This window comes from Paenarthrobacter sp. TA1.8 (assembly GCF_048595705.1).
Taxonomy (GTDB): domain Bacteria; phylum Actinomycetota; class Actinomycetes; order Actinomycetales; family Micrococcaceae; genus Arthrobacter; species Arthrobacter nitroguajacolicus.
Genome location: NZ_CP184287.1, coordinates 1,671,551 through 1,697,812 on the forward strand (window position 1 = coordinate 1,671,551; position 26,262 = coordinate 1,697,812).

General features: G+C 62.8%; 24 protein-coding genes. 13 read left to right on the top strand and 11 right to left on the bottom strand.

Annotation, left to right across the window (positions count from 1 at the left end):
* Positions 1-6: 6 nt before the first annotated feature.
* The 4 genes from ACNAOT_RS07830 to ACNAOT_RS07845 are packed head-to-tail and all read right to left on the bottom strand — an operon-like array spanning position 7 to position 4,401.
* Positions 7-1,227, bottom strand: a complete 1,221-nt coding sequence (locus ACNAOT_RS07830) for a Gfo/Idh/MocA family protein (RefSeq protein ID WP_420180647.1) — start codon at positions 1,225-1,227, stop codon at positions 7-9.
* Positions 1,228-1,239: 12 nt separating this feature from the next.
* Positions 1,240-2,139: a carbohydrate ABC transporter permease gene (locus ACNAOT_RS07835; protein ID WP_091466409.1), complete on the bottom strand. Its 900-nt coding sequence runs from the start codon at positions 2,137-2,139 to the stop codon at positions 1,240-1,242.
* Positions 2,139-3,077, bottom strand: coding sequence for a carbohydrate ABC transporter permease (locus ACNAOT_RS07840; protein WP_091466411.1), 939 nt, complete (start codon positions 3,075-3,077; stop codon positions 2,139-2,141). The genes ACNAOT_RS07835 and ACNAOT_RS07840 overlap by 1 nt, the downstream gene beginning before the upstream one ends.
* Before the next feature lie 4 nt (positions 3,078-3,081).
* Positions 3,082-4,401 (bottom strand): extracellular solute-binding protein, encoded by a 1,320-nt coding sequence (locus ACNAOT_RS07845; RefSeq protein WP_178996372.1) that lies wholly within the window; start codon positions 4,399-4,401, stop codon positions 3,082-3,084.
* 283 nt (positions 4,402-4,684) lie between these two features.
* Here ACNAOT_RS07845 and ACNAOT_RS07850 point away from each other — a divergent pair, with 283 nt between their 5' ends.
* A complete protein-coding gene (locus tag ACNAOT_RS07850) occupies positions 4,685-5,752 on the top strand; it encodes a LacI family DNA-binding transcriptional regulator (RefSeq protein WP_178996370.1) in 1,068 nt (355 codons plus the stop codon).
* Here the strand turns inward: ACNAOT_RS07850 and ACNAOT_RS07855 are convergent.
* Positions 5,724-7,184: a lipase maturation factor family protein gene (locus ACNAOT_RS07855; protein ID WP_420180648.1), complete on the bottom strand. Its 1,461-nt coding sequence runs from the start codon at positions 7,182-7,184 to the stop codon at positions 5,724-5,726. The two genes, ACNAOT_RS07850 and ACNAOT_RS07855, sit on opposite strands and share 29 nt — an antisense overlap.
* Before the next feature lie 103 nt (positions 7,185-7,287).
* On the opposite strand from ACNAOT_RS07855, the gene dxr reads away from it, so the two are divergent.
* Genes dxr through ACNAOT_RS07880 form a run of 5 tightly spaced genes read left to right on the top strand, consistent with a single transcriptional unit; the run spans position 7,288 to position 12,208 of the window.
* Positions 7,288-8,472, top strand: a complete 1,185-nt coding sequence (dxr, locus tag ACNAOT_RS07860) for a 1-deoxy-D-xylulose-5-phosphate reductoisomerase (RefSeq protein ID WP_420180649.1) — start codon at positions 7,288-7,290, stop codon at positions 8,470-8,472.
* A gap of 32 nt (positions 8,473-8,504) precedes the next feature.
* A complete protein-coding gene (locus ACNAOT_RS07865; protein ID WP_420180650.1) occupies positions 8,505-9,836 on the top strand; it encodes a M50 family metallopeptidase in 1,332 nt (443 codons plus the stop codon).
* 22 nt (positions 9,837-9,858) lie between these two features.
* Positions 9,859-10,152, top strand: a complete 294-nt coding sequence (locus tag ACNAOT_RS07870) for a YciI family protein (RefSeq protein WP_054808403.1) — start codon at positions 9,859-9,861, stop codon at positions 10,150-10,152.
* Positions 10,153-10,200: 48 nt separating this feature from the next.
* Positions 10,201-11,367 (top strand): flavodoxin-dependent (E)-4-hydroxy-3-methylbut-2-enyl-diphosphate synthase, encoded by a 1,167-nt coding sequence (gene ispG, locus ACNAOT_RS07875; RefSeq protein ID WP_011774258.1) that lies wholly within the window; start codon positions 10,201-10,203, stop codon positions 11,365-11,367.
* A complete protein-coding gene (locus ACNAOT_RS07880) occupies positions 11,330-12,208 on the top strand; it encodes a GNAT family N-acetyltransferase (RefSeq protein ID WP_420181138.1) in 879 nt (292 codons plus the stop codon). The genes ispG and ACNAOT_RS07880 overlap by 38 nt, the downstream gene beginning before the upstream one ends.
* Positions 12,209-12,221: 13 nt before the next feature.
* Here the strand turns inward: ACNAOT_RS07880 and ACNAOT_RS07885 are convergent, their stop codons facing one another.
* Genes ACNAOT_RS07885 through ACNAOT_RS07895 form a run of 3 tightly spaced genes read right to left on the bottom strand, consistent with a single transcriptional unit; the run spans position 12,222 to position 14,331 of the window.
* Entirely contained in the window at positions 12,222-12,833 is a 612-nt protein-coding gene (locus ACNAOT_RS07885) for a TetR/AcrR family transcriptional regulator (protein WP_091466420.1), read from the bottom strand.
* Positions 12,830-13,573, bottom strand: coding sequence for an ABC transporter permease (locus ACNAOT_RS07890; RefSeq protein ID WP_091466422.1), 744 nt, complete (start codon positions 13,571-13,573; stop codon positions 12,830-12,832). Before ACNAOT_RS07890 ends, ACNAOT_RS07885 begins: the two co-directional genes overlap by 4 nt.
* Before the next feature lie 8 nt (positions 13,574-13,581).
* Positions 13,582-14,331, bottom strand: coding sequence for an ABC transporter ATP-binding protein (locus ACNAOT_RS07895; RefSeq protein WP_420180651.1), 750 nt, complete (start codon positions 14,329-14,331; stop codon positions 13,582-13,584).
* A 501-nt stretch (positions 14,332-14,832) separates the two neighbouring features.
* Between ACNAOT_RS07895 and ACNAOT_RS07900 the strand changes: the two genes are divergently transcribed.
* Both ACNAOT_RS07900 and ACNAOT_RS07905 read left to right on the top strand, forming a co-directional pair.
* The gene (locus tag ACNAOT_RS07900) at positions 14,833-16,644 is read left to right on the top strand and encodes a proline--tRNA ligase (RefSeq protein ID WP_420180652.1); all 1,812 of its coding nucleotides are present in this window, start codon (positions 14,833-14,835) and stop codon (positions 16,642-16,644) included.
* On the top strand, positions 16,641-17,438 hold the full coding sequence (locus tag ACNAOT_RS07905) for a sulfite exporter TauE/SafE family protein (protein ID WP_091466426.1): 798 nt from the start codon (positions 16,641-16,643) through the stop codon (positions 17,436-17,438). Before ACNAOT_RS07900 ends, ACNAOT_RS07905 begins: the two co-directional genes overlap by 4 nt.
* A gap of 28 nt (positions 17,439-17,466) precedes the next feature.
* Here ACNAOT_RS07905 and ACNAOT_RS07910 read toward each other — a convergent pair whose 3' ends face one another.
* From ACNAOT_RS07910 to ACNAOT_RS07920, 3 genes are read right to left on the bottom strand one after another with little or no spacing between them, the layout of a single operon-like run.
* On the bottom strand, positions 17,467-18,480 hold the full coding sequence (locus tag ACNAOT_RS07910; RefSeq protein WP_414698813.1) for an aminoglycoside phosphotransferase family protein: 1,014 nt from the start codon (positions 18,478-18,480) through the stop codon (positions 17,467-17,469).
* 49 nt (positions 18,481-18,529) lie between these two features.
* On the bottom strand, positions 18,530-19,258 hold the full coding sequence (locus ACNAOT_RS07915) for a VIT1/CCC1 transporter family protein (protein WP_420180653.1): 729 nt from the start codon (positions 19,256-19,258) through the stop codon (positions 18,530-18,532).
* Between the two features lie 51 nt (positions 19,259-19,309).
* The gene (locus ACNAOT_RS07920) at positions 19,310-20,482 is read right to left on the bottom strand and encodes a DUF4439 domain-containing protein (RefSeq protein WP_420180654.1); all 1,173 of its coding nucleotides are present in this window, start codon (positions 20,480-20,482) and stop codon (positions 19,310-19,312) included.
* Between the two features lie 30 nt (positions 20,483-20,512).
* Here ACNAOT_RS07920 and rimP point away from each other — a divergent pair, with 30 nt between their 5' ends.
* The 5 genes from rimP (at position 20,513) to rbfA (ending at position 26,237) form a co-directional block, all read left to right on the top strand.
* The gene (gene rimP, locus ACNAOT_RS07925; protein ID WP_178996349.1) at positions 20,513-21,124 is read left to right on the top strand and encodes a ribosome maturation factor RimP; all 612 of its coding nucleotides are present in this window, start codon (positions 20,513-20,515) and stop codon (positions 21,122-21,124) included.
* Complete coding sequence (gene nusA / locus ACNAOT_RS07930) at positions 21,124-22,104, top strand: transcription termination factor NusA (protein WP_091466435.1); 981 nt, start codon at positions 21,124-21,126, stop codon at positions 22,102-22,104. Before rimP ends, nusA begins: the two co-directional genes overlap by 1 nt.
* An 88-nt stretch (positions 22,105-22,192) precedes the next feature.
* Positions 22,193-22,642 (top strand): YlxR family protein, encoded by a 450-nt coding sequence (locus ACNAOT_RS07935; protein ID WP_420180655.1) that lies wholly within the window; start codon positions 22,193-22,195, stop codon positions 22,640-22,642.
* 152 nt (positions 22,643-22,794) lie between these two features.
* A complete protein-coding gene (gene infB, locus ACNAOT_RS07940; protein WP_420180656.1) occupies positions 22,795-25,656 on the top strand; it encodes a translation initiation factor IF-2 in 2,862 nt (953 codons plus the stop codon).
* 77 nt (positions 25,657-25,733) lie between these two features.
* Positions 25,734-26,237, top strand: coding sequence for a 30S ribosome-binding factor RbfA (gene rbfA, locus ACNAOT_RS07945; RefSeq protein ID WP_091466440.1), 504 nt, complete (start codon positions 25,734-25,736; stop codon positions 26,235-26,237).
* The last annotated feature ends 25 nt before the right edge of the window (positions 26,238-26,262 follow it).

A 26,262-nucleotide genomic window follows, 5' to 3' on the forward strand; every position in this document is an offset into this window, starting at 1 on the left:
TTCCTTTCAGACGTTCTGCCAGCGGCTTGCGTTATCGGCGCTGGCCTCGACGGCGGCCAGCACCTTTTGCACCTGTAAGGCGTCGGCGAACGACGGCGTGGGCTGCTCTCCTGCGCCGATGGCGGTCACGAGGTCCACCACCTGATGCGTGAAGCCGTGCTCATAGCCGAGGCCGTGACCGGTGGGCCACCAGTTGGCGGTGTAGGGGTGGGACGGTTCGGTGACCATGATTTTCCGGAAGCCTGCGTCGGGTTCCAGGGAGGAATCGTAGAACTGCAGGGAGTTCATGTCCTCGAAGTCGAAGGAAATGGACCCCGTGGTGCCGTTGAGTTCCAGGCGCATGGCGTTCTTGCGTCCCAAAGCAAAACGGGTGGCTTCGAAAATTCCGATGGTTCCGGAGACGCCGCTGCGGAGTAAGCCTGCGTCAGCGCCGTCGTCGTGCGTTGGCTCAAAGCGGGCGGTGAACAGCGCCGCATCGTCCACGGTCACCGGACCGCGTGGACCGCCCGCGCCACCGTGACCACCAAGGCCCACAAAGTCGCCGCCCACCGGGCGCTCCTTCACGAACGTCTCCAGTAGCGCCGAGACCCCGGTGATGTTGAGTCCGGTGATCCATTGCGCGGCGTCGATGCTGTGCGCGCCGATGTCGCCCAGGGATCCGGACCCGGACTTGGCCTTGTCCAGCCGCCACGTCAGCGGAGCATCCGCATCGCTGAGCCAGTCCTGAAGGTACTGGGCGCGGACATGGCGGATCTCGCCCAAGCGACCGTCATCCACCATCCGCTTGGCCAATGCCAGGGCAGGCGTGCGTCGGTAACTGAAGCCGCACATGGAGAACACCCCGCGTTCGGCAGCTGCCTGGGCTACCAGGGTCATCTTTTCGGCTTCCTCCACTGAGTTGGCCAATGGCTTTTCGCACAGGACGTGCTTGCCGGCTTCGAGCGCTGCGATGGCTATCTCCGCATGGGTGTTGCCCGGAGTGCAGATGTCAATCAGATCGATATCGTCGCGCTCAATGAGGCGGCGCCAGTCTGTCTCGGTGGAGGCCCAGCCGTACTTGTTGGCCGCCGCCCGTACACCTTCCTCGTTCCGGCCCGCCACGGCGGTCAATTCAGGAGCGAGCGGGAGGTCGAAGAAACGGGGCGCGGTCCTCCATGCATGGGAGTGGGCGGCGCCCATGAACGCATAGCCCACCATGCCGACACGCAGGGATTGAGGGTCTGTCATTGGAAGTCCTTTCTACTTGCTGAAGCCTGCAGTCAGGCCGCTGAGCAACTGCCGCCGTGCCACTACGTAAATCACCAGCAGCGGGAGCGTAGCCAGTACGACGGAGGCTAGTACCGCCGGGATGTTGACGCTGAACTCACCTTGGAAGGTCCATAGTGAAAGCGGCAGAACCCGGGTGTCCGGGCTTTGCGTAAGAATGAGCGGGAACAGGAAGCCGTTCCACACATGGAGTGCGTTGTAGATGCCAACCGTGATGACGGCAGGTTTGGTCATCGGCAAAGCGAGGCGCCACATCATGGCCCAGTCAGAGCACCCGTCCAAACGCATCGACTCAAACAGTTCATTGGGCACATCCCGCATGAAGTTGGACAGGATCAGCACGGACACGGGGATCGCGAACGCAATGGAGGGCAGGATCAGCGCCAACAAGGTGTCGTACATATGGGCCTTGGTGATCATCCAATAGATCGGGATGATCGTGGCGTGCAGCGGAATGGCCAGGCCCAGGAGGAAAACGTTATTGGTCCAGCTGAGGAACTTTCCCTTGCCCCTAACAATGGCGTAGGCCGCCATGAAAGCGACGAACAGTGCCGGAACCACACTGCCAACCGTGACGATGAGGCTGTTGGTGAAGTACTTGGCGAAGTCGTTTTCCAGGACGAGCTTGTAGTTGTCCAGGGTTGGCTCTGAAGGTGGCAGCATCGGGTTTGACGTGAAGAACCCTGCCTGGTTCTTCAGGCTGGTAATCACTACGTAGTACACAGGCACGATGATGATCGCCAGCCAGAGCCAGCCGCCCAGGCCGCCCAGGATATTTGGCCGCGAACGGCCAAGCTTCGGGGGACGACGGCGGGTGGTCACCGGTTCAGGGAGCGTTGCCGGTGCTGTGGGGAGTTGGGTGGTGGAAGCCATTACGCACCTTCCAGTTGGCTGGCGTTGCGGTTCTTGCCGCCGAGTCGTTGAAGGAACAGTGCCAAGGCCAGGCCGATGACAACGAGGATGACGCCCAGGGCGCTCGCCGCTCCCATGTCGTTCGCTTTGAAGCCCGTGAGGTACATGTGCAGGGGCAGGAGCCTGGTGGAGTAGCCCGGTCCGCCGGCAGTCAGCACGAAGATCAGGTCGAAGTAGGCAAGGGAGCCCACCACCATGAGGGTGGAGGAGGTGATCATGGTGTACTTCAACTGCGGCAGGGTGATGTTGAAGAACTGCTGGACACGGCCGGCGCCGTCGATCTGCGCAGCCTCATACAGCGAGGCAGGAATCTGCCGTACGCCGCCTTGGTAAATCAGGGTGTGGAACGGCACGAACTGCCAGGCGATGACGAACACCACCACAAACAGCACCAGATCCGAGTTGCCCAGCCAGTCCTGGGCGAGGAACGGAAGACCCAGGCCGGGCCCGAGTCCGAAGTTGGGATCCAGCAGCGCTTTGAAGGCTATGGCCACGGCGGCAGAGGAGAGCAGCAGGGGCACGAAGTAGAGGACGGCCAGTGCCGCGCGGTACTTCTGGTTGGCCGCAGTGAATACGCCGAGCAAAAGACTGATGGGTGCTTGGACAATGAAGGAGAAAAACATGATCTTGGCCGTCACCAACAAAGCGTTGCCCGTGACGGGATCGGCCAGGACGGTGTTCCAACTGGACAGGCCGTCGAGCTTGATCTCGCCGAGCCCGTCCCAGCGGGTGAAGCTAAGGAACAGGACTCCCAGGAGCGGGAGGATGGCGAAGAGCATGAAGAACGCGAGCGCCGGTACGGCCAGCCACCCCGACGGACCCTTTTCCAGGGTCCGTCGGGTGCCTGTGGCGCGATCCGCGCCCACTGACCGTTGTGGAGTGGTGGTAGTTACGGACACCGTGTTACTTCCCGATCGTCGCGTTCATGGTGGAAGCGAACTGCTCCGGAGTGATCTTCTTCAGGAAGATCTGGTCGAGGTTGGCCAGCATGGCGTCTCCCTGCGCGGGGCTGAGCGCCTGGTCCCAGGACAGGGTGAAGTCCGGGGCGTCCTTGGCCAGGCCATAGACGTAGCTCAGGAAGTCCTTGTCAGGGGAGGCGGCGAGCTTGTCTTCGATGCCGGTGACCACAGGGACAGCTCCTGAGTCGATCAGGCTTTGAACGTTCTCATCCGTGAACATTCCGTCTTTGACGTATTCCAGCGCTGTCTTCTTCTGGTCCTCGGTGGCCTTGGAGGATACGGACCAGAAGTTGGACGGGTTACCCACAACGTTCGCAGGGTCACCCTTGCCGCCCTCAACGGTGGGGAAGGGGACGTATCCGAGCTTGCCGCTGGAGACGAAGTCGGCGGCGTCCTTCTTCATGCCTTGGTAGATCCAGCTGCCCTGCAGGATCATGGCGGCCTTGCCTGTGTACAGCAGCGCCTGGTCCGCGTTGCTGTCGGCGGCAATGGAGGAGAATCCGTTGATGAAGCCGCCGGCGTCTACCAGTTCCTGGATCTTGGTCAGGGCCTCGATCACGGCGGGGTGGGACCACGCTTCCGGTTTGTTGGCGGCGATGTTGGCGAACACTTCGGGGCCGCCGATACGGTCTACAAGGTATTCAAGCCACATCAGGTCCGGCCATTTGGACTGGCCGCCCAGGGAGAAGGGTGCCACGCCGGCTTCCTTGAACTTGGGCACCAGCGCCATGAGCTCATCCCAGGTCTTGGGCGCAACAGCCCCGATCTTGTCGAAGACTTCCTTGTTGTAGTAGAGCACTACGGGCTGCACCTTGTTGTTGGGCAGTGCATAAGTCTTTCCGTCGATCACGCCGCTTTCGAGGATGGAGGGAAGGTAGCGGCTCTGGACGTCCGGGTTTTCTTTAAGGAATCCCGTCAGGTCGTCCACTTGGCCGGCATCGACGTAGGACTTGAGGACCCCTCCGCCCCATCCGTAAACCAGCGTGGGTCCTTGACCGGCACCGACGGCGGTGCGGACCTTGGTCTTGTAGGCATCGTTGGCGAAGAAGTCGAGCTTGATGGCGGAGTCCGGGTGTGACTTGTTCCAGGAGTCAATGGATGCTTGGAACACGGGCTGGTCACCACCGGTGAGTCCCCACATGGTTGCTGAGTCCGCGGAGGCTCCTGTTCCGGCCGGGCCAGAGGACCCGCAGGCTACGAGCGCGATCGACATAGCGGCTGCAGAAACGGCCATTCCGGCGGTGCGCAACTTGAGATTATTCATGTGCAGTTTCCATTCGTCCTTCGGGCTCGACGCTGATTGCCCGGTGTGCGTGTAAAAAGCCACACTCCGCGGTGAGGGGATCGACTGCGACCACCCGCATCCAATGATATTTCGAAATATTTCGAACATCCTTTCGGAAGTGCCCACCAAATTTAGCCGTGACCCGCATCACCGTCAAGGGCTATCTGCCTCCGGATTTAGACGAATGTTAGCTTCAATTGACGGATATCGTTGCGATCCCGCACACTGTAAACGTCCGAAATATTTCGAAAACAGGAGCATTGTGGAACGAGATCTCCGCCCGTCCAAGCTCACCCTTGCAGCGGTGGCAGCCGAGGTAGGTGTCTCCGCGCCCACTGTTTCCAAGGTGGTCAATGGCCGTGAGGACGTGGCAGAAGCCACCCGGGCCAGGGTTTTGGCCGCTTTGCAGCGCACCGGCTACAAATCGCCGCTGCAACGCAAGAGCATCCCCGAACATCGTGCAGTGGAAGTCGTCTTCGATTCCTTGAATTCCGCTTACGGGGTGGAAGTCCTTAACGGGGTAATGGAGCACGCGGCAGTTTCGGACATGGAGGTTATCCTCTCCATCACCGGAAGGCAGGCGGGCTCGCCACTTGGGCCGGAGGAACGGGCGCAGCGCCTGATCGACGAAGGCCGTGCCGGCATGATCGTGGTGACCTCCGCTTTCGGTGCCGCTCAGTTGGAGGCCTTCAAGCGGCGCCAGATCCCCATCGTGGTGGTGGATCCGCTCAATCCGCCACCAGCTGACGTCTTCAGTGTTGGGGCCAGCAATTGGGCCGGCGGCAAGGCTGCGGCAACACACCTGCTGGAGTTGGGGCATCGAAGAATTGCCTACATCGGCGGTCCATCCACTGCGGAGTGCAGCCAAGCCCGCCTGCACGGTTACATGGCTGCCCTGATGGCGGAGGGAGTGGCCGTGGACCACGAGTACGTTTCCGATGGTCCCTTCAAGCCGGAAAACGGGGTGCGAGCCATGAAGGCCCTCTTGGCGCTCGACAATCCACCCACGGCGATCTTTGCCGGCAGCGACAGCATCGCGCTGGGGGTGCTCGCTGAAGCGCGGCGTCAGAACGTGCGCATTCCCGAGGAAATGAGCCTGGTCGGCTTTGACGGCACCCACCAAGCCGAGGAATCAGTGCCTCCGCTGACGTCAGTGTCCCAACCCTTGCAAGAGATGGGAAGATCGGCCCTGAGCTTTATCCTCCGACAGAAAAATGGCGAGGAAATCGACTCGCGACGAGTGGAGTTGGCTACGCACCTTGTTGTCCGCGAGTCCACCGCTCCACCGCGGGCGTCGAACGCTAGGGCAGCCGCCGCCGTCGAGGACTAAGCGAGAGCGGCGGGATCGCGTCATAGAGCAGCACCCGAACCCAACGCTCGCCCGTCTCGCGGAACTCCGCGCGGCTGGCGAAATGGTAGAGGTAGCTACGCGCCCTCACCCAGTGGGGGCGTTCGCCGTCGAACGGGTCATGGCGCAGCAGTCCAAGCGTGGGCTTGTCGGACTCCAATAATCTGTGCAGGAACATATGAAACCAGTCCTCGTGGACGGTCCGCAGCGGCAGGAACCACATCAGCCAATCCAAGCGCAGGTGGTACGGCGCCCATTGCCGGGGGAGTCGCCGCACGTCGCCGGGCTTGCCCTTGAAGCCGTACTCAAGCCAGTGCTCGTCCGGTGCGTCCGGCTCCTCAGCCAAGGTGCCCTCCACTACGATCTCGATCCGTTGCTTGGTCACCGTCCCAAAAGCCCCGTAGGCGTTCACCAAGCGCCACCGATTGAAACTGGCGTTCATTAACTGATGGCTGGAGAACAGGTTGAGGAGCGGCCGGTAGCTGAACACCAGCAACAGAACAGTGACAAGCACGACGACGGCAAGCCACCACACCGGGGTAGCGGCACCTTGGTGCCACTCCAGCGGGATGAACGGAAAAACCGCATGGGCCACGGGATCACTGACGGCAGCGAAAGCCAGGATGATCGCCACCCAGTTCAGCCAGGCAAAGTTCCCGGTACCCACCAACCACAGCTGCGTCACGATGATGATGCCCGCGGCGATACTCGCCAGCGGTTGAGGCGCGAACAGGAAGAACGGCACCACCAACTGCGCGAAGTGGTTGCCCACCACCTCTACCTTGTGCAGCGGACGCGGCAAAAGGTGCGCCTGCCTGCTGAGCGGGCCAGGCATTGGCTGGGTTTCATGGTGATAGAACATCGCCGTCAGGTCGCGCCACTCGCGGCCACCCCGGACCTTGATCATTCCAGCACCGAATTCAAGCCGGAATACCAACCACAGAATGAGAATGAGGATGGTTGTGGGCGGCGGAGTCTGGTCCGAGCCAAGGAATGCCACCGTGAATCCGGCCTCAAGGAGAAGAATCTCCCAACCAAACCCATAGAACGTTTGGCCGACGTTAACGATCGACATGTAAAGGAACCAGAGGGCGAGGAAAGCGAGCATAGGCAGCCACGGAGGACCCATTTGGGGGAGGCCGGCCACCAGCAGGATGGAAACGCTGATCCCCGTCCAGCACACGGCCTTGAGCAGCGCGTCGGAGTAACGCCACTGGAACAGTGTGGGCCTGGCCAGCTTGCGGGCCATGTCCAGGAAAGCCGGTACAGGCAACAGACCGCGCTCGCCGAGGAGTGCCGGGAACTGGTTCAACGTCGAGAGGAACGCAACTGCAAAGAGCGCGGCGGTGCCGCGCTGCAAGACCTGCCGGGCGAACTCGTAGTCCCGCGCATCAAACCAGGACATCCATTCCACGATTCCACGGTACGCGGGGGAACGCGGTGGTCAAGCGGTACCGGTTTTCCACTTATGCCCGCTTCCGTTCGCGGCCCCCGGTGGCGACTGGGATACTTAAGCAATGCAGCCGCGCAAGATCGTCATCCTCGGGTCCACCGGTTCCATCGGCACACAAGCGATTGACGTCGTCGATGCTGCCCCACACCGTTTCGAGGTGGTGGCCCTCAGCGCCGGCGGAGGAAACCTTGAACTCATTGCGCAGCAGGCCGTCCACACCAGGGCGCAAGCCGTGGGCATTGCCCAAGGAGATCCAGGAGAGCTTCGGCGACTGATCGACGCCCAGGCCGCCATTGCTGGTGTGCGGGACTTTGCTCCGGAGATTTTTGTTGGTCCTGACGCTTCGTCGGTCATTGCAGCCATTGAGTGTGACGTGGTCCTCAACGGCATCACCGGGTCCATCGGACTGGCCCCAACCCTGGCCGCGCTCGGCACGGGGGCCACCCTGGCACTTGCAAACAAGGAATCGCTGATTGTCGGCGGTGCCCTGGTCAAAGCCGCTGCCGGCCCCGGCCAGATAGTGCCCGTCGACTCCGAGCACTCCGCCATCGCCCAATGCCTCCGTTCGGGCACGGACAGGGAAGTTGAAAAGCTGATCCTGACCGCGTCAGGCGGCCCTTTCCGCGGCCGCACACGGGAACAACTTCACGACGTCACACCGCAGGAGGCGCTCGCCCACCCCACCTGGGACATGGGCCTCATGGTCACCACAAACTCAGCCAGCCTGGTCAACAAGGGCCTTGAAGTCATTGAGGCCCACCTGCTGTTCGACGTTCCCTTGGACAGGATCGATGTGGTGGTCCACCCACAGTCGGTGGTCCACTCCATGGTCCAGTTCGTGGACGGATCCATCATTGCCCAGGCATCGCCCCCTGACATGCGGCTGCCGATTGCGCTCGGGCTGGGCTGGCCGGACCGTGTTCCCCACGCTGCCCAGGCATGCGATTGGACCCAGGCCACCAGTTGGACGTTCGAACCGCTGGATACCGTGGCTTTCCCAGCAGTGGACCTCGCTAAGGACGCTGCCAAGCAGGGCAGTACGTTCCCCGCGGTGTTCAACGCGGCCAACGAGGAAGCCGTAGAGGCCTTCCATGCCGGTCGCATCCGCTTCACGGACATTGTGGATACCGTTGAATCCGTCCTCAGCGAACATTCAGGCTCTTCTGAGCTAACAGTGGAGTCCGTGCTGGATGCTGAGAAGTGGGCACGCGCCCGTACCCTTGATCGTTTAGCCAGCAGCGCCCTGTAGCTCACAACCCTTATGGAAGCAGTCCCACCGGCATGAGTCCCGTCCTTCTCTTCATTCTCGGAGTCGTCTTCGTCGCGATCGGCGTAGCTGTTTCCATTGCGCTTCACGAGGTGGGCCACCTGGTGCCTGCCAAGTTGTTCAAAGTGCGCGTCACCAAGTACATGATTGGTTTCGGACCCACCTTGTGGTCCAAGAAAAAGGGCGAGACCGAGTACGGCTTCAAAGCGCTTCCGTTGGGCGGCTACGTGTCCATGATCGGCATGTACCCGCCGAACAAGGAAGACGGCGCTGTCCGCCCCTCCAGCACAGGCATGTTCCAGACGCTCGCCACTGAGGCGCGCTCCATGGCGCACGAGGAAGTTGGACCCGGAGACGAAAACCGCGTCTTCTACAAGCTGCCTGTGTGGAAAAAGATCATCGTCATGCTCGGCGGTCCTGCCATGAACATGCTGATCGGGTTGATTTTGCTGGCTGTCCTGCTCATGGGCTTCGGCATGGCCACAGCGACCACCACCATCGCGGACGTTTCCAAGTGCCAGGTTGCGGCAGGGGAGACCGTTGACCCCGACTCGGCCGATTGCAAGCTGACTCCCGCAGCGGCTGCGGGCCTCCAGCCGAACGACACCATCACTTCCTTCGACGGAAAAGCCGTCACCAGCTGGGACGAACTCACCAGCTGGATCCGTGCGTCCGCCGGAAAAGACGTGCCCATCACCGTGGAGCGCAACGGATCAACGGTCGAAACCACAGTGACGCCCGTACTCTCCTCGCGGCCTGTGGTCGGTACCGACGGCCGGCCTGAGCAGGACTCCAACGGGGTGCTGAAATACCAGGAAGTCGGATTCCTTGGGATCGGGGCCCAAAGCGAACTGGTTCCCCAACCGGCGTCGGCCGTTCTGCCCATGGCCGGAGAGAACATCAAGCAGATATCCGGTGTGATCTTCAACCTGCCGGCCAGGGTGGTTGGTGTGGCGAAAGCGGCCTTCAGCGAAGAGCCCCGCGACCCGAACGGACCCATCAGCGTGGTGGGTGTAGGCCGGGTTGCCGGTGAAGTCGCGGCCATGGAACAGGTACCCATGCAAGCCCGCATAGGCACCCTGATCGGGTTGCTCGCCGGGCTCAACTTTGCCCTGGCGATCTTCAATCTCATCCCCCTCCTGCCCCTCGACGGCGGCCATGTAGCAGGCGCGCTCTACGAAGGGGCCCGACGCCGGGTGGCCAAGCTCCTGGGTAAACCGGACCCGGGCGCGTTCGATATCGCCAAGCTGCTGCCAGCCACTTATGTGGTCGCAGCGCTGCTGATGGCCATGGGCGCCCTCCTGATCTATGCGGACATCGTGAAGCCCGTGAACATTTTCGGCTGAGTAGGCGGGATAGGCTAGCTCCATGACTGTTTTCGCTGTTGAGTATGTATACGTCGCCGAATCCGACGCCCTCCGCGATGAAGCCCGCCCCGCACACCGTGCCTGGCTCGGCGACCTGGCCGAGGAAGGCAAACTGCTTGCCAGTGGCCCTTACGGTGACGGTGCAGGCGCCCTGCTGATCTTCAAGTCCGCGGACGAAGCCGAACTCAATGACCTCCTCAAGCAGGATCCGTTCGCCGAAGCCGGAGTTGTCGCCGGCATCCGCACCACGGAATGGGCGCCTAACACCGGCGTCCTGGCTGCCTACGCGTCCTAGTCCGGACGTTCTCCACCACAACGATCCACCCCAACCCAAGGAGTCCACGTGACCTCGGTCAGCCTGGGAATGCCAGCAGCCCCACCGCCCGTTCTTGCCCCGCGCCGTAAGACGCGGCAGATCAAGGTAGGGTCCGTTGGCGTCGGTTCTGACTCGCCCATCAGCGTGCAGTCCATGACCACCACGCCCACCACGGATATCAACGCCACGCTGCAGCAGATTGCTGAGCTGACGGCTTCAGGCTGCGACATTGTGCGTGTTGCCTGCCCGTCAGCCGACGATGCCGAGGCTTTGCCGATCATTGCCCGCAAGTCCCAGATTCCCGTGATTGCGGATATCCACTTCCAGCCGAAGTACGTATTCGCCGCAATCGAAGCCGGATGTGCGGCGGTTCGCGTTAACCCTGGCAATATCCGCAAGTTCGATGACCAGGTCAAAGAAATCGCTGCAGCCGCGCGTGACCATGGAACATCCATTCGGATCGGCGTTAACGCGGGCTCCCTTGAACCCGGGATCATGAAGAAGTACGGCAAGGCCACCCCGGAGGCACTTGTTGAGTCCGCAGTCTGGGAAGCCTCGCTGTTCGAAGAGCACGGTTTCCATGACTTCAAGATCTCCGTTAAGCACAACGATCCTGTGATCATGGTGGCCGCGTACGAGATGTTGGCCGAGAAGGGCGACTGGCCCTTGCACCTTGGCGTGACCGAGGCCGGACCGGCATTCCAGGGCACAATCAAGTCGGCAACCGCTTTCGGTGCCCTCCTGTCCCGCGGCATTGGCGACACCATCCGTGTTTCCCTCTCCGCTCCGCCAGTGGAGGAAATCAAGGTGGGCAACCAGATCCTGCAATCCCTGAACCTTCGCCCGCGCAAGCTCGAAATCGTCTCCTGCCCGTCCTGTGGTCGCGCGCAGGTGGACGTGTACACGCTGGCCGAGCAGGTAACCGCAGGTTTGGAAGGCATGGAGATCCCGTTGCGCGTAGCCGTCATGGGTTGCGTCGTCAACGGACCCGGTGAGGCCCGTGAAGCGGACCTCGGTGTGGCCTCCGGAAACGGCAAGGGCCAGATTTTCGTGAAGGGCGAAGTCATCAAGACTGTGCCTGAGAGCGAAATTGTTGAGACACTGATCGAAGAGGCCATGCGCATCGCCGAAGAGATGGGGGAGGCCGATGGCGAAGATGCTGTCAAGGGTAGCCCCGTGGTTAGCGTCTCGTAACGAGAACGGCTTGGGAGTCAGGGTGCTCGGCAGTGCCGACACCCTGGCTCTTCGCGCCCTGGCCAGGGAAGACGTGGTAGCCAACGTTTTCATCCTCGCCCACTTGGAAAGCACCGGAACAGCGGCGCCCACCAGCGGCGGCGCCAGTATTTTCGGAGTCTTCGACGGCGAAACTCTCCTTGGCGCGTGTTGGGCGGGAGCCAACCTGGTCCCTGTGCAACTCGACCCCGGCTTGGCGGGATATGTGGCCGGCGCGGCACACGAAACAGGCCGCCGCTACGCGTCCATTTTTGGTCCGGCGGAAACTGTCTTGGCCCTCTATGCGCGGTTCGAGCAATTGGGTCACGGTGCCCACGAAGTTCGCTCCCAGCAACCGCTACTCACCATTTCCAGCCCACCGGTTATCGGCGCCAACCCTGCCCTGACCTTCGGAACCATGGCGGACTTCGATCGCATCCTGCCCGCCTGCGCAGCCATGTTCGAAGAAGAAGTTGGCTACTCGCCTTTCCTGGGAGGGCAGGAGTTCTACAGCAGGCGCGTCGCAGGCCTTATTCGTGAGGGCCATTCCTTGGTCCACATCGATGCCAACGGCACAGTGGTCTTCAAAGCCGAGTTGGGTGCAGTCACGCGGGACGTCACTCAGGTTCAAGGCGTGTGGATGAACCCCGAATTGCGGGGCCGCGGCCAAAGCGGTGGCTACATGGCCGCCGTCGTGAATCTCTCCCGAACCTTCGCCCCGGTGACGAGCCTCTACGTGAATGACTACAACGCCAAAGCCCGCGCCACGTATGAGCGCGTCGGCTTCGAACAAGTGGGCACCTTCGCGACGGTCCTGTTCTAGACACAACTGACAGCTACTTGGACGAGTCAAGGTCTCCTGTGAGGTAGCGCTGGATGTTTGGTGCGACGAAGCGGACCACGTCTTCCTGATCCGCCGAGGCCAGGGGCTCGAGCCGGATCACGTAGCGGACCAGCATGAGTCCCACAACTTGCGTGGCCACAAGATTGCCGCGCACGCGTACTTCTTCGGGCGAACCGGGCAGCCCCGCCATGATCCTGGACAGTATGGTGCGGTTCACCATTTCGCGCATGAGTGCCGTCTTGGCCTTGGAGCCGATGGTTCCCCGGACAAAGGCAACCAGGCCATGCTGGGCCGGGCTTTCCCACAGCCGCAGCACTGCCCGGACAATCGCTTCCGCCCTTACGGCCGGGTCCAGGGTTTCGACGCCGGCAAGAACCTCGGCCGGGTCCGCGGGCAGTTCCACGCTGGCGGCAAAAAGCTCGTCCTTGCCCCCGAAAAAGTGGTGGACCATGGCCGGATCCACCGATGACTCGCGGGCTACTTGCCGCAGGCTCGTTCCTTCGAATCCCTGTTCAGCGAACAGTTTCCGTGCAGCTGCGAGGATGGCTTCCCGCGAATGATCTCCTGCACTTCGGCGGCCCCGACGCGCCTGCGGGAGGCTCATCGGGTTTGCCGCCGAAGCGTTAGTGATGCCAGGACCAGGACTCCAACAACAATCCCGCCCATGATCAGGGCGTCTTGCCACATTACCGACGTGGCGTCGGCATTTCCGGCGATCTCCTTTAGGGCATCCACGGAGAACGTGAGCGGCAAAACACCGGCGATCGCTTCCAGGACCTCGTTCATATCGTCCCGGGCCACGAACAAGCCGCACAACAGGATCTGGGGCACCACCACCACGGGCATGAACTGCACGGCTTGGAACTCGGTGCGGGCGAACGCTGAACACAACAACCCCAATGCGACGCCCAGGACGGCGTTGATGACAGCGATCATCACCACCAGGCCGGGACTTCCTTTGATGTCCAGATCGAAAATCCAGTAAGCCACCGCTGTCGCCACCAAGGACTGCAGGGCGGCCATGATGGAGAAGGCCACGGCATAGCCGAACAGCAGGTCCGCCTTGTGGATTGGGGTGGTCAGAAGGCGTTCGAGGGTCCCGGAGGTGCGTTCCCTAAGCATGGTGATGGACGTGACCAGGAACATGACCACGAAGGGGAAGATCGCCAACATCATCAGGCCCACGCGATCGAAGGTGCGGGGGAACCCTGGTGGAAGGGTTTCGTTCTCGAAGAGGAAATAGACGGCCGTCAGGAGCAGCGCCGGGACCACGAGGATCAGTGCGACGCTCCGGTGGTCGTGCCTCAGTTGTCGCAGGACCCGGGTGGCGGTGGCAAATGTCATGCGGAGATTCACGGGGTCACCTGGCTCTCTTCCTGGCCACGATCGGCGGCTTTGATGATGGTCAGAAACGCCCGCTCAAGATCGTCGCTCCTGCCGCGTTCGGCCAGCTCTGCGGGAGTCAGTTGCGCCAGGAGCAGGCCATCGCGCAGCAGCAGCAGTGACGAGCAGTGGGATGCTTCCTCCATGACGTGGCTGGACACCAGCAGGGTGGTTCCGCCAGCAGCCTTGGCGGCGAAACGCTCCCACAACTCGGCACGGAGGACGGGATCCAGCCCCACAGTGGGCTCGTCCAGGATCAGGAGCCGCGGATGGCCCACCAGCGCACAAGCAAGGGACACCCGGCTGAATTGCCCGCCGGACAGGTCCGCCGCCTTCTGGCGGGCAAACTCCTGAAGCCCGACGGCGGCAATTGCCTCCGCGGCGTCAGCCGCCGTTGCGCCGTGCATGGCTCCGAAATACCGGACGTTCGCTTCGACGCTGAGGTCTCCATAAACGCTCGCGCCTTGGGTGACGTATCCGACGTCGTGCCTGAGCGGTGCGCTGCCTGCCGGCTGGCCGAGGACGGTAACGGTTCCCCGAGTGATTCGCTGGACGCCGACGATTGCCCTCATGAGCGTCGTTTTGCCGCTGCCGGAAGGGCCCAGAAGCCCGGTGATGCGACCGGCGTCAACCGTGAAGTCCAGGCCTCGCAGGATCTTGGTGCGTGAACGGGCGACATGAAGTCCGGTAGCCTCGACGGCCGATGGTGCGGGTGTCATGAGGGCCTCCGATGGCTCCATTAATTCACCAACTGATGAATTAAAGTTAGATCCAGCGAAGATGCAGGTCAAGGGGCCCGCCAGAGAAGGCAGTCCTTGAAAATGTGTCTGCTATCACATAGGTTCTTCCCAAGCCGTGTCGTTGGGGTGCGGGTGGTACAGGGGGAATCATGACCAAGACCTTGAAGGGCGCCATTGGCGGCCGCGCCATCCGTGTTTTCGGCAGTGACCAATACCTCCCAGCCGCAGGCGATCCCGTTCCGCTGGAGGGAACGGCGATCTAGTCCCAGGACAGAGTCTGCGGCCGGCCGGCCGCTGAGCCACGCCATCGCAGGATGACCAGCCGGTTGCGGCCAGGGGCTTCCAAACGCGACGGCGTGGCTCTTCTGTGTTCAGGCTGCCCGAACGTCATGCGGCCCGGTTCAAGCGGCCCCGCCGTCAGCCGGTAGATTAGTAGGCAGTTGTTTTTGCCACATCTGCCATAGAAACGGATACGTACCCGTGGTCCTTCGCCTTTCCCAGCTGTTCCTGCGCACCCTGCGTGAAGATCCCGTCGACGCCGAGGTCGCAAGCCACAAGCTCCTGGTGCGCGCCGGCTACATCCGCCGCGCTGCACCCGGTATCTACACGTGGCTGCCGCTGGGGCTGAGCGTCCTGCGGAAGGTGGAGGAGATCATCCGCCAGGAGATGTCCGCCATTGGTGCCCAGGAAGTCCACTTCCCTGCGCTGCTTCCCCGCGAGCCCTATGAGGCCACCAACCGTTGGACCGAATACGGCGAAGGCCTGTTCCGCCTCCAGGACCGCAAGGGCGCGGACTACCTCCTTGCCCCCACGCACGAGGAAATGTTCACGCTCTTGGTCAAGGATCTGTACTCCTCGTACAAGGACCTGCCGCTGAGCCTCTACCAGATCCAGAACAAGTACCGCGATGAAGCACGTCCGCGGGCAGGACTCCTCCGTGGCCGCGAGTTCATCATGAAGGACTCCTACTCCTTCGACGTTGACGACGCCGGCTTGGACGCAAGCTACGCCGCCCACCGCGGTGCTTACCTGAAGATCTTTGCGCGCCTGGGCCTGGAAGTCATTCCTGTTGCCGCCACCGCTGGTGCCATGGGTGGCTCCAAGAGCGAGGAATTCCTGTTCCCCACCGAGATCGGCGAGGACACGTTCGTACGCTCGGCCGGCGGCTACTACGCCAACGTTGAAGCCGTGACCACTGTGGTTCCGGACGATATCGACTTCACCAACGCTCCGGCGGCTGAGGTCCTGGACACCCCGAACACCCCCACCATCGATACTCTGGTGGACGCCGCCAACCAGCTCGCTCCCCGAAGCGAGGCCGACGGCGGTGCCTGGACTGCCGCTGACACGCTAAAGAATGTTGTTCTTGCCGTCACGCTGCCCACGGGTGAGCGCCAGATCGTGGTTATTGGCGTTCCTGGCGACCGTGGCGTAGACCTCAAGCGCGTGGAAGCCAACATCGGATCCCACCTGCCCATCGCCGGTGAAATCGGCCTCGAGGCTGCCAACGAAGAGGACCTCAAGAAGCTGCCGTGGCTGGTCAAGGGCTACATCGGACCGGGACTGTCCCTCGACGAACCCGTCCTTGGCCTTGAAGGGTCCTCCAAGGTGCTCTTCCTTGTGGATCCCCGCGTTGTCTCCGGCACCAGCTGGGTGACCGGTGCCAACGCTGACGGCAAGCACGTCTTCGGGTTGGTCGCCGGCCGCGACTTCACATGGGACGGCGTCATTGAGAGCACTGACGTGCGCGCGGGCGATCCCGCCCCGGACGGTTCCGGACCGCTGGAAACCGCGCGTGGCATCGAAATGGGCCACATCTTCCAGCTCGGTCGTAAGTATGCCGAGGCCCTGGACCTGAAGGTCCTGGATCAGAACGGCAAGCAGCAGGTTGTCACCATGGGCTCCTACGGCGTTGGCGTGACGCGTGCTGTCGCGGCGCTGGCCGAAGCAAACCATGACGACCGCGGCCTCGTGTGGCCGCGCTCCGTGGCTCCGGCAGATGTGCATGTCGTGGCAGTCGGCCGTGGCGATGAGATCTTCGATACCGCTGAAAGGCTCTCGGCTGAGCTCGAAGCTGCCGGCTTGGACGTCATTTTCGACGACCGCCCGAAGGTATCTCCCGGCGTGAAGTTCGGTGACGCCGAACTCGTAGGTGTGCCCACCATCCTGGCCGTTGGCCGCGGGCTGGTAGACGGTGTGGTTGAAATCAAGGACCGCCGCAGCGGCGAAGCCGAGAACATTTCGGTGGACAAAGCCGTGGATTACGTGGTCAACGCTGTACGAACCCGGTGATTTCCGGCTTCGAATCGATCCAGCTCACCACACTCATCCTCATTGTGGTGGCCGGATTCGCGGCAGGCTGGGTTGACGCCGTAGTTGGGGGCGGGGGACTGATTCAGCTCCCCGCCCTGCTGCTGGTCCCCGGCATCACGCCGGTCCAGGCCTTGGCCACGAACAAGATGGGCTCCATCTTCGGGACCACCACAAGCGCGGTCACCTACTATCGCCGCGTCGGCCCGGATCTCAAGACCGCGATTCCCATGGCGGTCATCGCACTCGCCGGGAGCTTCGGTGGGGCCATCCTTGCTGCGTCTCTTCCGGCCAGCGTCTTCAAACCGATCATTGTGGTGGCGCTGATCGCCGTCGCTGTTTTCACGGCCTTGCGTCCCGGCGCCGGTGAACTGACAGCGCTCCGCCACGATGGCCATAAGCATTACGTGGTGGCCTGCCTTATTGGCGGCGTCATCGGCTTTTATGACGGCCTGATCGGCCCCGGTACTGGATCGTTCCTGGTGATTGCCCTCGTTTCGGCGATGGGCTACGCCTTCCTCGAGGCCAGCGCCAAAGCGAAAATCGTCAACATGGCAACCAATGCCGGAGCCTTGATCTTCTTCCTCCCGCACGGCTCATTGCTCTGGGGCGTGGGACTGGTCCTGGGCCTGGCAAACATGGCGGGGGGCTATCTCGGGGCCAGGACCGCCGTTGCGAAGGGAAGTAAGTTCGTGCGCCTCGTTTTCCTGGTGGTGGTGGCGGCGCTGATCATCAAACTTGGCATGGACGTCTGGAATGAGAACTTCGCAGCGTAGCAGCGCTGCGGATGGCAGGACCTTGGGATCAGGCCGCTTCGCCGGGATCGGGGAGATCATGGGCCGATGGCAAGGTGTCCAGTGTGCTGCCGGCGAGGGTGCTGGCGACCCATAGGGAGCGGGCAAGGTCACCGCCGTGAGGTACAGAACGCTTGGCGGCATACCACAGAGCGTTTTGCACCTCTCGGGCGATGCTCCATTGCCGGGCAACCTCAGGGTCCAATCCAGCCGCTTGGCTGAAGTCATGGCACCGCTCCAGCAACCCGGCCTCCGGGTCGGTCCGCGGAAGGTCGTGGATGCGGTTCCACAGGATGGGGGCGACGGCGAACTCCGCTTCGCCTATCTGTGGTTGGGGATCTATGGCCAGGTAATCTCCGCGGAGGGAAAGTCTTTCGGCAGTTGTGGTGGCAAGGATATTCATGAAGTGAAGGTCAGTGTGCACCAGGACATCCGTGCCGGAACGGCGACCCACGGCTCCACGCGTCTGGCACACCTCCAGTGCCGCTTCAAGGAGCCACCTCGGGAAGGGGCGGTCAAGACGCTCCCATTCTGCAGGGAGCTCATCGCTCCACCGCTCGGCGGTTGCCGCAACATGGTCGAAAGCCCGCCACTCAAGTCGGTCATCGGGCTGGATCGAGAGCTCGCGCATGATGGTGCCCCATACGTCCCTGGCTTCGTCCAACGGGGCGTCCTGGAGCCAGCGTGAGGCGTCCAGACGTTCAAGCAACATGGAGCAACTTGCGTCGTCGGACGCCAGGAGGCGAACCGCGCCGCGGCCATTCCAAAGCGCCAGCGCGTGGCGCTCCACCAGAGCTTCTTCATGGGGGAAAGCGATCTTCAGTGCTGCGGGTGCGCCGCTCTGAAGAACAGGCACCACCAAGGCTCCGTGACCGTTCCAAGGCTCAGTGCCTGGCGCCAGGTCCACTGATAGCTGCCAGCGGTCCAAAGCAGCCGCGATAAGCCCCGGGAGGCTGGCCAGCCAATCCCTGCCCGCGGAGTCGCGGTTGTACCGGGCGTGGAGGTCGCCCGGAATGGGAATCATCGCGTGAAGGCTCACGCCAACAGCCTAACTCCGAGTCAACGCGAGCCTCCTAGAAAACGCCGCTGGCGCCCAACAGGGTTCCGATCGAGTATGTAGCGGCCAGCGCCAAAGCACCGCCTAGCACTACCCGGACTGCCGCGCGGAAGCGGGAAGCGCTGCCTATCCAAGCACCAACGGCGCCGGTGATTGCCAAGGCCAGGAGAACTGCGATGAACGTCAAAGGCACCCGCAACTCCGGGGGAGGAAGCAGGATGGCCAGCAGAGGTAGCACCGCTCCCAAGGTGAATGCCACGGCAGAAGCCAGGGCTGCGTTCCAGGGACTGACGATGTCGTCCTCATTGATATTCAGCTCGGCCGAGAGGTGGGCGGCCAACGCGTCGTGTTCGGTCAGTTCCTGCGCAACGGCCCGGGCTGTCTTGGTGCTGAGCCCTTTGGCCTCGTAGATCGCGGCCAGCTCTTCGAGTTCATCCTCCGGTTGCTCCGCCAGTTCTCGTTTTTCTTTTTCGATCAACGCTTTTTGGGTGTCGCTTTGGCTGCTGACTGACACGTATTCACCCAAAGCCATGGAGATGGCGCCACCCACCAAGCCGGCCGTGCCTGCGGCGAGGATGCTGCCAGTGCTGGTCGTGGCGCCTGCTACACCCACCACAATCGCGGCGACGGACACGATGCCGTCATTGGCACCCAGGACTCCTGCCCGCAACCAGTTCAACCGGTGGGCCAGATCGTCCCGGTGAGGTTCGTTCTCGTGTGTGGTGGCAGTTTCTGTGGAAGCCATGCATCAAGCCAAGCACTGGCAGTCCGCCCTGACCAGCATGGCTAGGCTGGCCTATCCGCCATTGGAAGAGGAAGTGGGTGTAGTGGTGGGCGTGGGCAGGGAAGGCAGCTCGCCGGCGTCGAGCATGAGTCCCGGCAACGCAGGCAGGGGCGCGCCCCAGGCAGCGCTCCTCCGGGCAGCGGCCAGGAGGCCGTCAACGGCCCACGTCCGGGTCTCGTCCGTAGTCAGGGCAACCAGGTCACCGAGGCGAGGCAGGGAAGCAAGTTCAACGGAACCCAGGAAAGCGGCCGGGTCTTGGGCGAATTGTTCCGGCAGCTGGTAGCCCGCCTCGCCTGGAGGTGCGTCCGCGCAGTTGGCGCTGGTCAGCGATTCTGCCTGCTGGAGCAGTACCTCGTGCATTTGCAAGTACTTGGCAGCAGCCGCCGAGTTCGAAGCGTCCAGCCGCTTCAGCGCCACCTGGTAAACGTAGATCGCTTCCTGCTGCGAGCGAACCACCGCAGCCAGGGCGGTGTCGGTAGTGGCGGAGGTCGACTCCGGGGTGGGGCTGGCTGACGGACAGGAGGCCGCAAGGGGCGTTGCCGCAGGAGCTTTGGTGCCTGCTGCTGTTGGCTGCTGTGGAATCGGTAGCTGCCACTTCGCAGCCAGCCTTTCCGCCTGAAGCAGTTGCGCGGTTCCGACGGCGGCGAGCAGGCGGGCGATCCCGCCGTCGGCCTCGCGGGCGTCGTCGAGTCGCTTCCGGCCGCTGCCGGCCAACCCGGCCAGGAAAGAGGTGCGGCTGGTTGGTGTGGCTGCACTGTCCTGATCAGCAATGGCCGAACTGCCGGATGACGTGGCGCGCGGTGCAGCGGCGTGAGGGCCCTGCAAGGCCTGCGCATGGGTTGTCAGCAAAGTCACAGCGTTGCCGAGCGTGGAAGTTCCGGTATCAGGAGCCGGCATGTCCGCCAGCATGGCGGCCGATTCCCGCAGCAGGAGCGTGTCCTCCAGCGCCACGACGCGGGCCTTTTCGGAGAAGGGAACCGCCGGGGGAGTGCCGGAATCACGCGGAATAAGTACCATTCCGGTGCCCGCAACAAGCAGCGCCACCACGGCAACCAGCAAAACCCGGCCCCAGGGTGGTGTTCGTCTTTTTTCGCTTGTCTGCCCGTTCACAACAGACCATGGTGTCACGTGGGCAGGGAAGTCCGTGCACCATGTTCCCGGGAAAATCGTTAGGCTAGTAGTCACAACAACATCTAAAGGGAGGCGGCGGGCAACGTGAGTGACTCGGAAGCCACGACTTCAACAGACCGTTCTGAATCGAACTCAGCGGCCACCATCCACAACCCGGAAGAGAGCAGGCTTAGGGCGCTGCTTGAACCGGCTGTCCTTGCCAGCAGGCTCTACCTCGAGGATGTTTCCATCCACGTTGCCGGTTCACACCGCACGGTCCACGTCGTCGTGGACCTTCCGCAGGAAGAGACCGGGGGCGTCAGCCTTGACGCCATCGCGGAAGTCTCCCGCGGCTTGTCCGATATTCTGGACAACGATCCCCATGACGACGGCCGTCCGTACGACCTTGAGGTTTCTTCCCCGGGAGTAGGCCGTCCCCTGACAGAGCCGCGTCACTGGCATCGCGCCCGCGGCCGCATGGTCAGGGTCAACGTCATCCAAGGGGATAACCTCCTGGGCCGTATCGCATCGGTTGGGGATGATGCCGTGACGCTCATCCCCGAGCATGAGGTCAAAAAGGGCATGAAGCCCAAGCAGGGCGAACCCATCACTATTCCTTTCGACAGGATCCGCCAAGGAAAAGTCGAGATTGAATTCAGCCACCTCCACGAGGCTGCGCTGGAAGACGAGCACAATGGACCTTCCGAGGAGGCCTAATGGATATTGACATGAGCGCACTGAGACTCCTGGAGCGTGAGCGTGAAATCCCGCTGGATCTCCTGATTCCCACCATCGAGCAGGCGCTGTTGGTGGCGTACCACAAAACGCCCGGCGCCTTCGAAAAGGCCCGCGCTGAACTGGACCGCAAGAGCGGTCACGTGACTATCTGGGCGACGGAAATCGACGACGACGGCGAGCCCATCGGCGAGTTCGAGGACACCCCGGCCGGTTTCGGCCGCATCGCCGCAAGCACTGCGCGCCAGATCATCCTGCAGCGCCTTCGCGACGTGGAAGACGATAACGTGCTGGGCGAGTTCAAGGGCCGTGAAGGCGAGCTTGTAGCCGGCATGATTCAGCAGGGCAACAACCCGCACATGATTCAGGTCAATCTGGGAGCTGTGGAAGCGTTGCTGCCGCCGCCCGAGCAGGTTCCGGGTGAGAAGTACCTCCATGGAAGCCGCTTGCGTGCCTTCGTGGTGGATGTACACCGCGGGGCCAAGGGACCATCCATCACGTTGTCCCGCTCGCACCCCGGCCTGGTCCGGAAGCTGTTCGAAATGGAAGTTCCGGAAATTGCGGACCACTCCGTGGAGATCGTGGCCCTGGCCCGCGAAGCCGGTCACCGCACCAAGATTGCAGTGAAGGCAAACACTCCCGGCGTCAACGCCAAGGGTGCCTGCATCGGTGAAATGGGTTCCCGTGTCCGGGCTGTCATGACCGAACTGAATGACGAGAAGATCGACATCGTGGACTTCAGCGATGACCCCGCGACCTTCATTGCCAACTCGTTGTCGCCGTCGCGAGTGAATTCCGTCACTATCACGGACGAAGCCACCCGCTCCGCCCGCGTGGTTGTGCCTGATTACCAGCTTTCACTGGCGATCGGGAAGGAAGGCCAGAACGCCCGGCTCGCAGCCAAGCTGACGGGCTGGCGCATTGATATCGTCTCGGACGCGGCTCCGGCCAAGACGGACTAACGGTTCAACAGGCGGCCGTGCCGCCGGTTCTGCGCCGCGCTGGTGGCTTACTTGGTTTCGGGAGACCGGGGCCGGGGGGCTAGACTAGATGGAACCGGGCTTACGTCCGGTATCCGCGCGCTTTGGCGTGCCTCAGCTGCATGCGCAGGACCGGGGCCCGTCGGGTGCCAGTAGCGTAAGGCAGGTTGGACACGTCGTGGCTGAACTGCTTGAACATGGCCACGGGCCTGTTCGCACGTGCATCGGATGCCGGAAGCAAGGCTCCCGGTCCGAGCTTGTCCGGCTAGTCGCCCAAGGCAGCGGTTCGTCCGCCGTCCTGGTGGATGAACGACGCCGGATGGCCGGCAGGGGTGCGTGGCTGCACCCCAGCGAAAAGTGCTTGGCATTGGCGATCAAGCGGCGAGCTTTCGGAAGGGCCCTTGCGGGTGCATCTGATACACGCGCCGTAGAGAGATACCTGATGTCCGGTACGCCACTTGTGGAGGCCCAGGCCGCCGCAGGAAAACCGTCCAAACCTGAAAGCGGGTCAGAAAACTGATGGAAACCCGATGAGTTCCCAGCGATGAGTGCGTAACGATGACAACTTTGTTGCGCTCTGCAATGGGCCTTTCAATCGCGCAAGCGGCGAAGGCCCGCAGTAAGAAGTAGACGGTTCGTGCCTGGCTCGGTGCGGACCGAGACAGGAGAAATGTGGCCAAGGTCCGCGTACATGAGCTCGCCAAAGAGCTCGGTATTACTTCCAAAGATGCAGTAACCAAACTGCAGGAATTGGGCGAATTCGTTCGCTCCGCCTCTTCAACAATTGAGGCCCCCGTCGTGAAGAAGCTTCGCGACGCCTACCCGGGTGCCGGCGCTGCCAAAGCCGCCGCGCCCGCTGCAGCCCCCAAAGCTCCCGCAGCATCCCGTCCGGCAGCTCCGGCACCGGGTCCTGCAGCGCCGAAGGCTCCGGCCCCGGCACCTGCAGCCCCCGCTCCGGCAGCTCCGGCCGCCACTACACCGGCAGCACCCGCGCCGGCAGCCCCTGCGGCTCCTGCCGCATCCACCCCGGTTTCGGCCAAGCCCGGCGCCCGTCCTGCTCCCAAGGCAGAGACTCCGGCTCCGGCACGTCAAGGTGGCCAGGCTCCGCGTCCCGGCGGACCCCGTCCGGGCAACAACCCGTTTGCTACGTCCCAGGGCATGCCCAGGGGCCGTGGTGGCGACGGAGACCGTCCGCCGCGTCCGGGTAACAACCCGTTTGCACCGTCCCAGGGCATGCCCCGGGGCGAACGCCGCAACGATGGCGAACGCCCCGGTGGTCCGCGTCCCGCGGCTGGCGCAGGCGGCCCCCGTCCCGCAGCAGGTACCGGTGGACCCCGTCCGGGCGCTCCGCGTCCCGGAGCACCCCGTCCGGGCGCTCCGCGTCCCGCCGGCGGTCCGGGTGCCGGAAACCGTCCTACCCCGGGCATGATGCCCAACCGCACTGAGCGTCCGGCTCCCGGTGGCGCAGGCCGTCCGGGTGGCGCAGGCCGTCCCGGTGGCGGACCCGGTCGTCCCGGTGGCGCACCTGGTGCAGGCACTGGTGGCGGAGCTCCCGCCGGCGGTGGCTTCGGCAAGGGTGGCCGCGGTCGCGGTGGTACCCAGGGTGCCTTCGGCAAGGGCGGCGCCGGTCGTGGCAAGCAGCGCAAGTCGAAGCGTGCGAAGCGCCAGGAACTGGAGCAGATGAGTGCTCCGTCACTGGGCGGCGTATCAGTACCCCGCGGTGATGGCGAGACCATCATCCGCCTGCGTCGTGGCTCGTCCATCACGGACTTTGCCGAAAAGATTGACGCGAACCCCGCATCGCTGGTGACCGTTCTGTTCCACCTCGGTGAGATGGCAACGGCTACGCAGTCCTTGGACGAAGACACCTTTGGCCTGCTTGGCGCCGAACTCGGCTACAAGCTCCAGGTTGTTTCCCCCGAGGATGAAGAACGCGAGCTGCTGGACCAGTTCGACATCAACATCCAGGACGAACTCGACGCCGAAGGCGACGACGTCCTCGAGGCCCGCGCACCGGTTGTCACCGTCATGGGTCACGTTGACCACGGTAAGACCCGCCTGTTGGATGCCATCCGCAACTCGAACGTTGTGGCCGGCGAGCATGGTGGCATCACCCAGCACATTGGTGCTTACCAGATCAGCCACGTCCACGAGGGCACGGCCCGCGATATCACCTTCATTGACACCCCCGGTCACGAGGCCTTCACGGCCATGCGTGCACGTGGTGCCAAGGTCACCGACATCGCGATCCTGGTTGTCGCAGCCGACGACGGCGTTATGCCGCAGACGGTGGAAGCACTCAACCACGCCCAGGCAGCAAACGTGCCGATCGTCGTCGCCGTGAACAAGATCGACAAGGAAGGCGCCAACCCTGACAAGGTCAAGGGCCAGCTGACCGAGTACGGCCTGGTTCCCGAAGAATACGGTGGCGACACCATGTTCGTTGAGGTCTCTGCCCGCCAGAACCTCAACATCGATGAACTGATCGACGCCGTCCTGCTGACGGCCGATGCCGCACTGGATCTGCGCGCCAACCCGGACAAGGACGCTCGAGGCATTGCCATCGAAGCGAACCTCGACAAGGGCCGCGGTGCCGTTGCTACCGTCCTGGTGCAGTCCGGAACCTTGGCAGTGGGCGACACGATCGTGGCCGGTACGGCTCACGGCCGCGTCCGCGCCATGTTCGACGAGAACGGCGAGGCACTCGATGTCGCACTGCCGTCCCGCCCGGTCCAGGTCCTCGGCCTGTCCAACGTGCCGCGCGCAGGTGACACCTTCCTGGTGACCCCTGACGAGCGTACGGCCCGCCAGATCGCTGAGAAGCGTGAAGCTGCCGACCGCAACGCTGCACTGGCCAAGCGTCGCAAGCGCATCAGCCTGGAAGACTTCGACCAGGCCGTTGCCGAAGGCAAGATCGACACCCTCAACCTCATCCTCAAGGGTGACGTGTCCGGTGCCGTGGAAGCCCTCGAAGACGCCTTGCTCAAGGTCGACGTCGGAGACGACGACGTTCAGCTTCGTGTCATCCACCGCGGTGTGGGTGCCATCACGCAGAACGACGTCAACCTCGCCACGGTGGACAACGCCATCATCATCGGCTTCAACGTCAAGCCGGCCGAGCGTGTTGCTGAACTGGCTGACCGTGAAGGCGTGGACATGCGCTTCTACTCGGTTATCTACGCAGCAATCGATGACATCGAGATGGCCCTCAAGGGCATGCTCAAGCCGGAATACGAAGAAGTCCAGCTCGGTACTGCCGAGGTTCGCGAAGTCTTCCGTTCTTCCAAGTTCGGAAACATCGCCGGCTCGATCGTCCGCACGGGCATCATCCGCCGTAACACCAAGGCACGTGTCAGCCGCGACGGCAAGGTCATCGGTGACAACCTCACCGTTGAGACGCTCAAGCGCTTCAAGGATGACGCCACCGAAGTCCGCACCGACTTCGAGTGTGGTATCGGTCTTGGCTCCTTCAATGACATCACTGAAGGCGACATCATCGAGACCTTCGAAATGCGCGAAAAGCCGCGTAGCTAGGTTCCGTTTGGAACGGGTCCGTCGGGTAGCCCCGGCGGACCCGTTCCTTCCCCTTTTCTACTTACCAGGAGGAAGTCATGGCTGATCCCGCACGCGCTGCCAAGCTGGCACAGCGGATAAAGGTCGTCGTCGCTGAGGCCCTCGGACGCCGGGTCAAGGATCCGCGCGTCGAGTCCATCACGGTCACGGACGCCCGCGTCACCAACGACCTTCAGCACGCCACCATCTATTACACCGTTTTTGGTGACGATGTAGCCCAGGCAGATGCTGCCAGGGCGCTGGAGAAGGCCAAGGGTGTGCTGCGCCAGGAAGTCGGCCGCAACATCACTGTTCGCCTCACTCCGACACTCGAGTTCGTGGCTGACCAGATTCCGGTCAATGCCTCCAACCTTGAGGAGCTCCTCCGTGAAGCCAAGCGTCGCGACGCAGAGGTAGCCGCTTTGGCTGCCAGTGCCAAGCACGCAGGTGAGGCAGACCCTTACAAGGGTGACTCCCCGGAGGACGTTGACGAGGACGACTTCGACGAAGAGGACACTGACCTCTCCGGCGATAACGAACTCGACGAAGACGCCAACCGCTAGTTTTTGAGCAACTGATGCCCCTAAG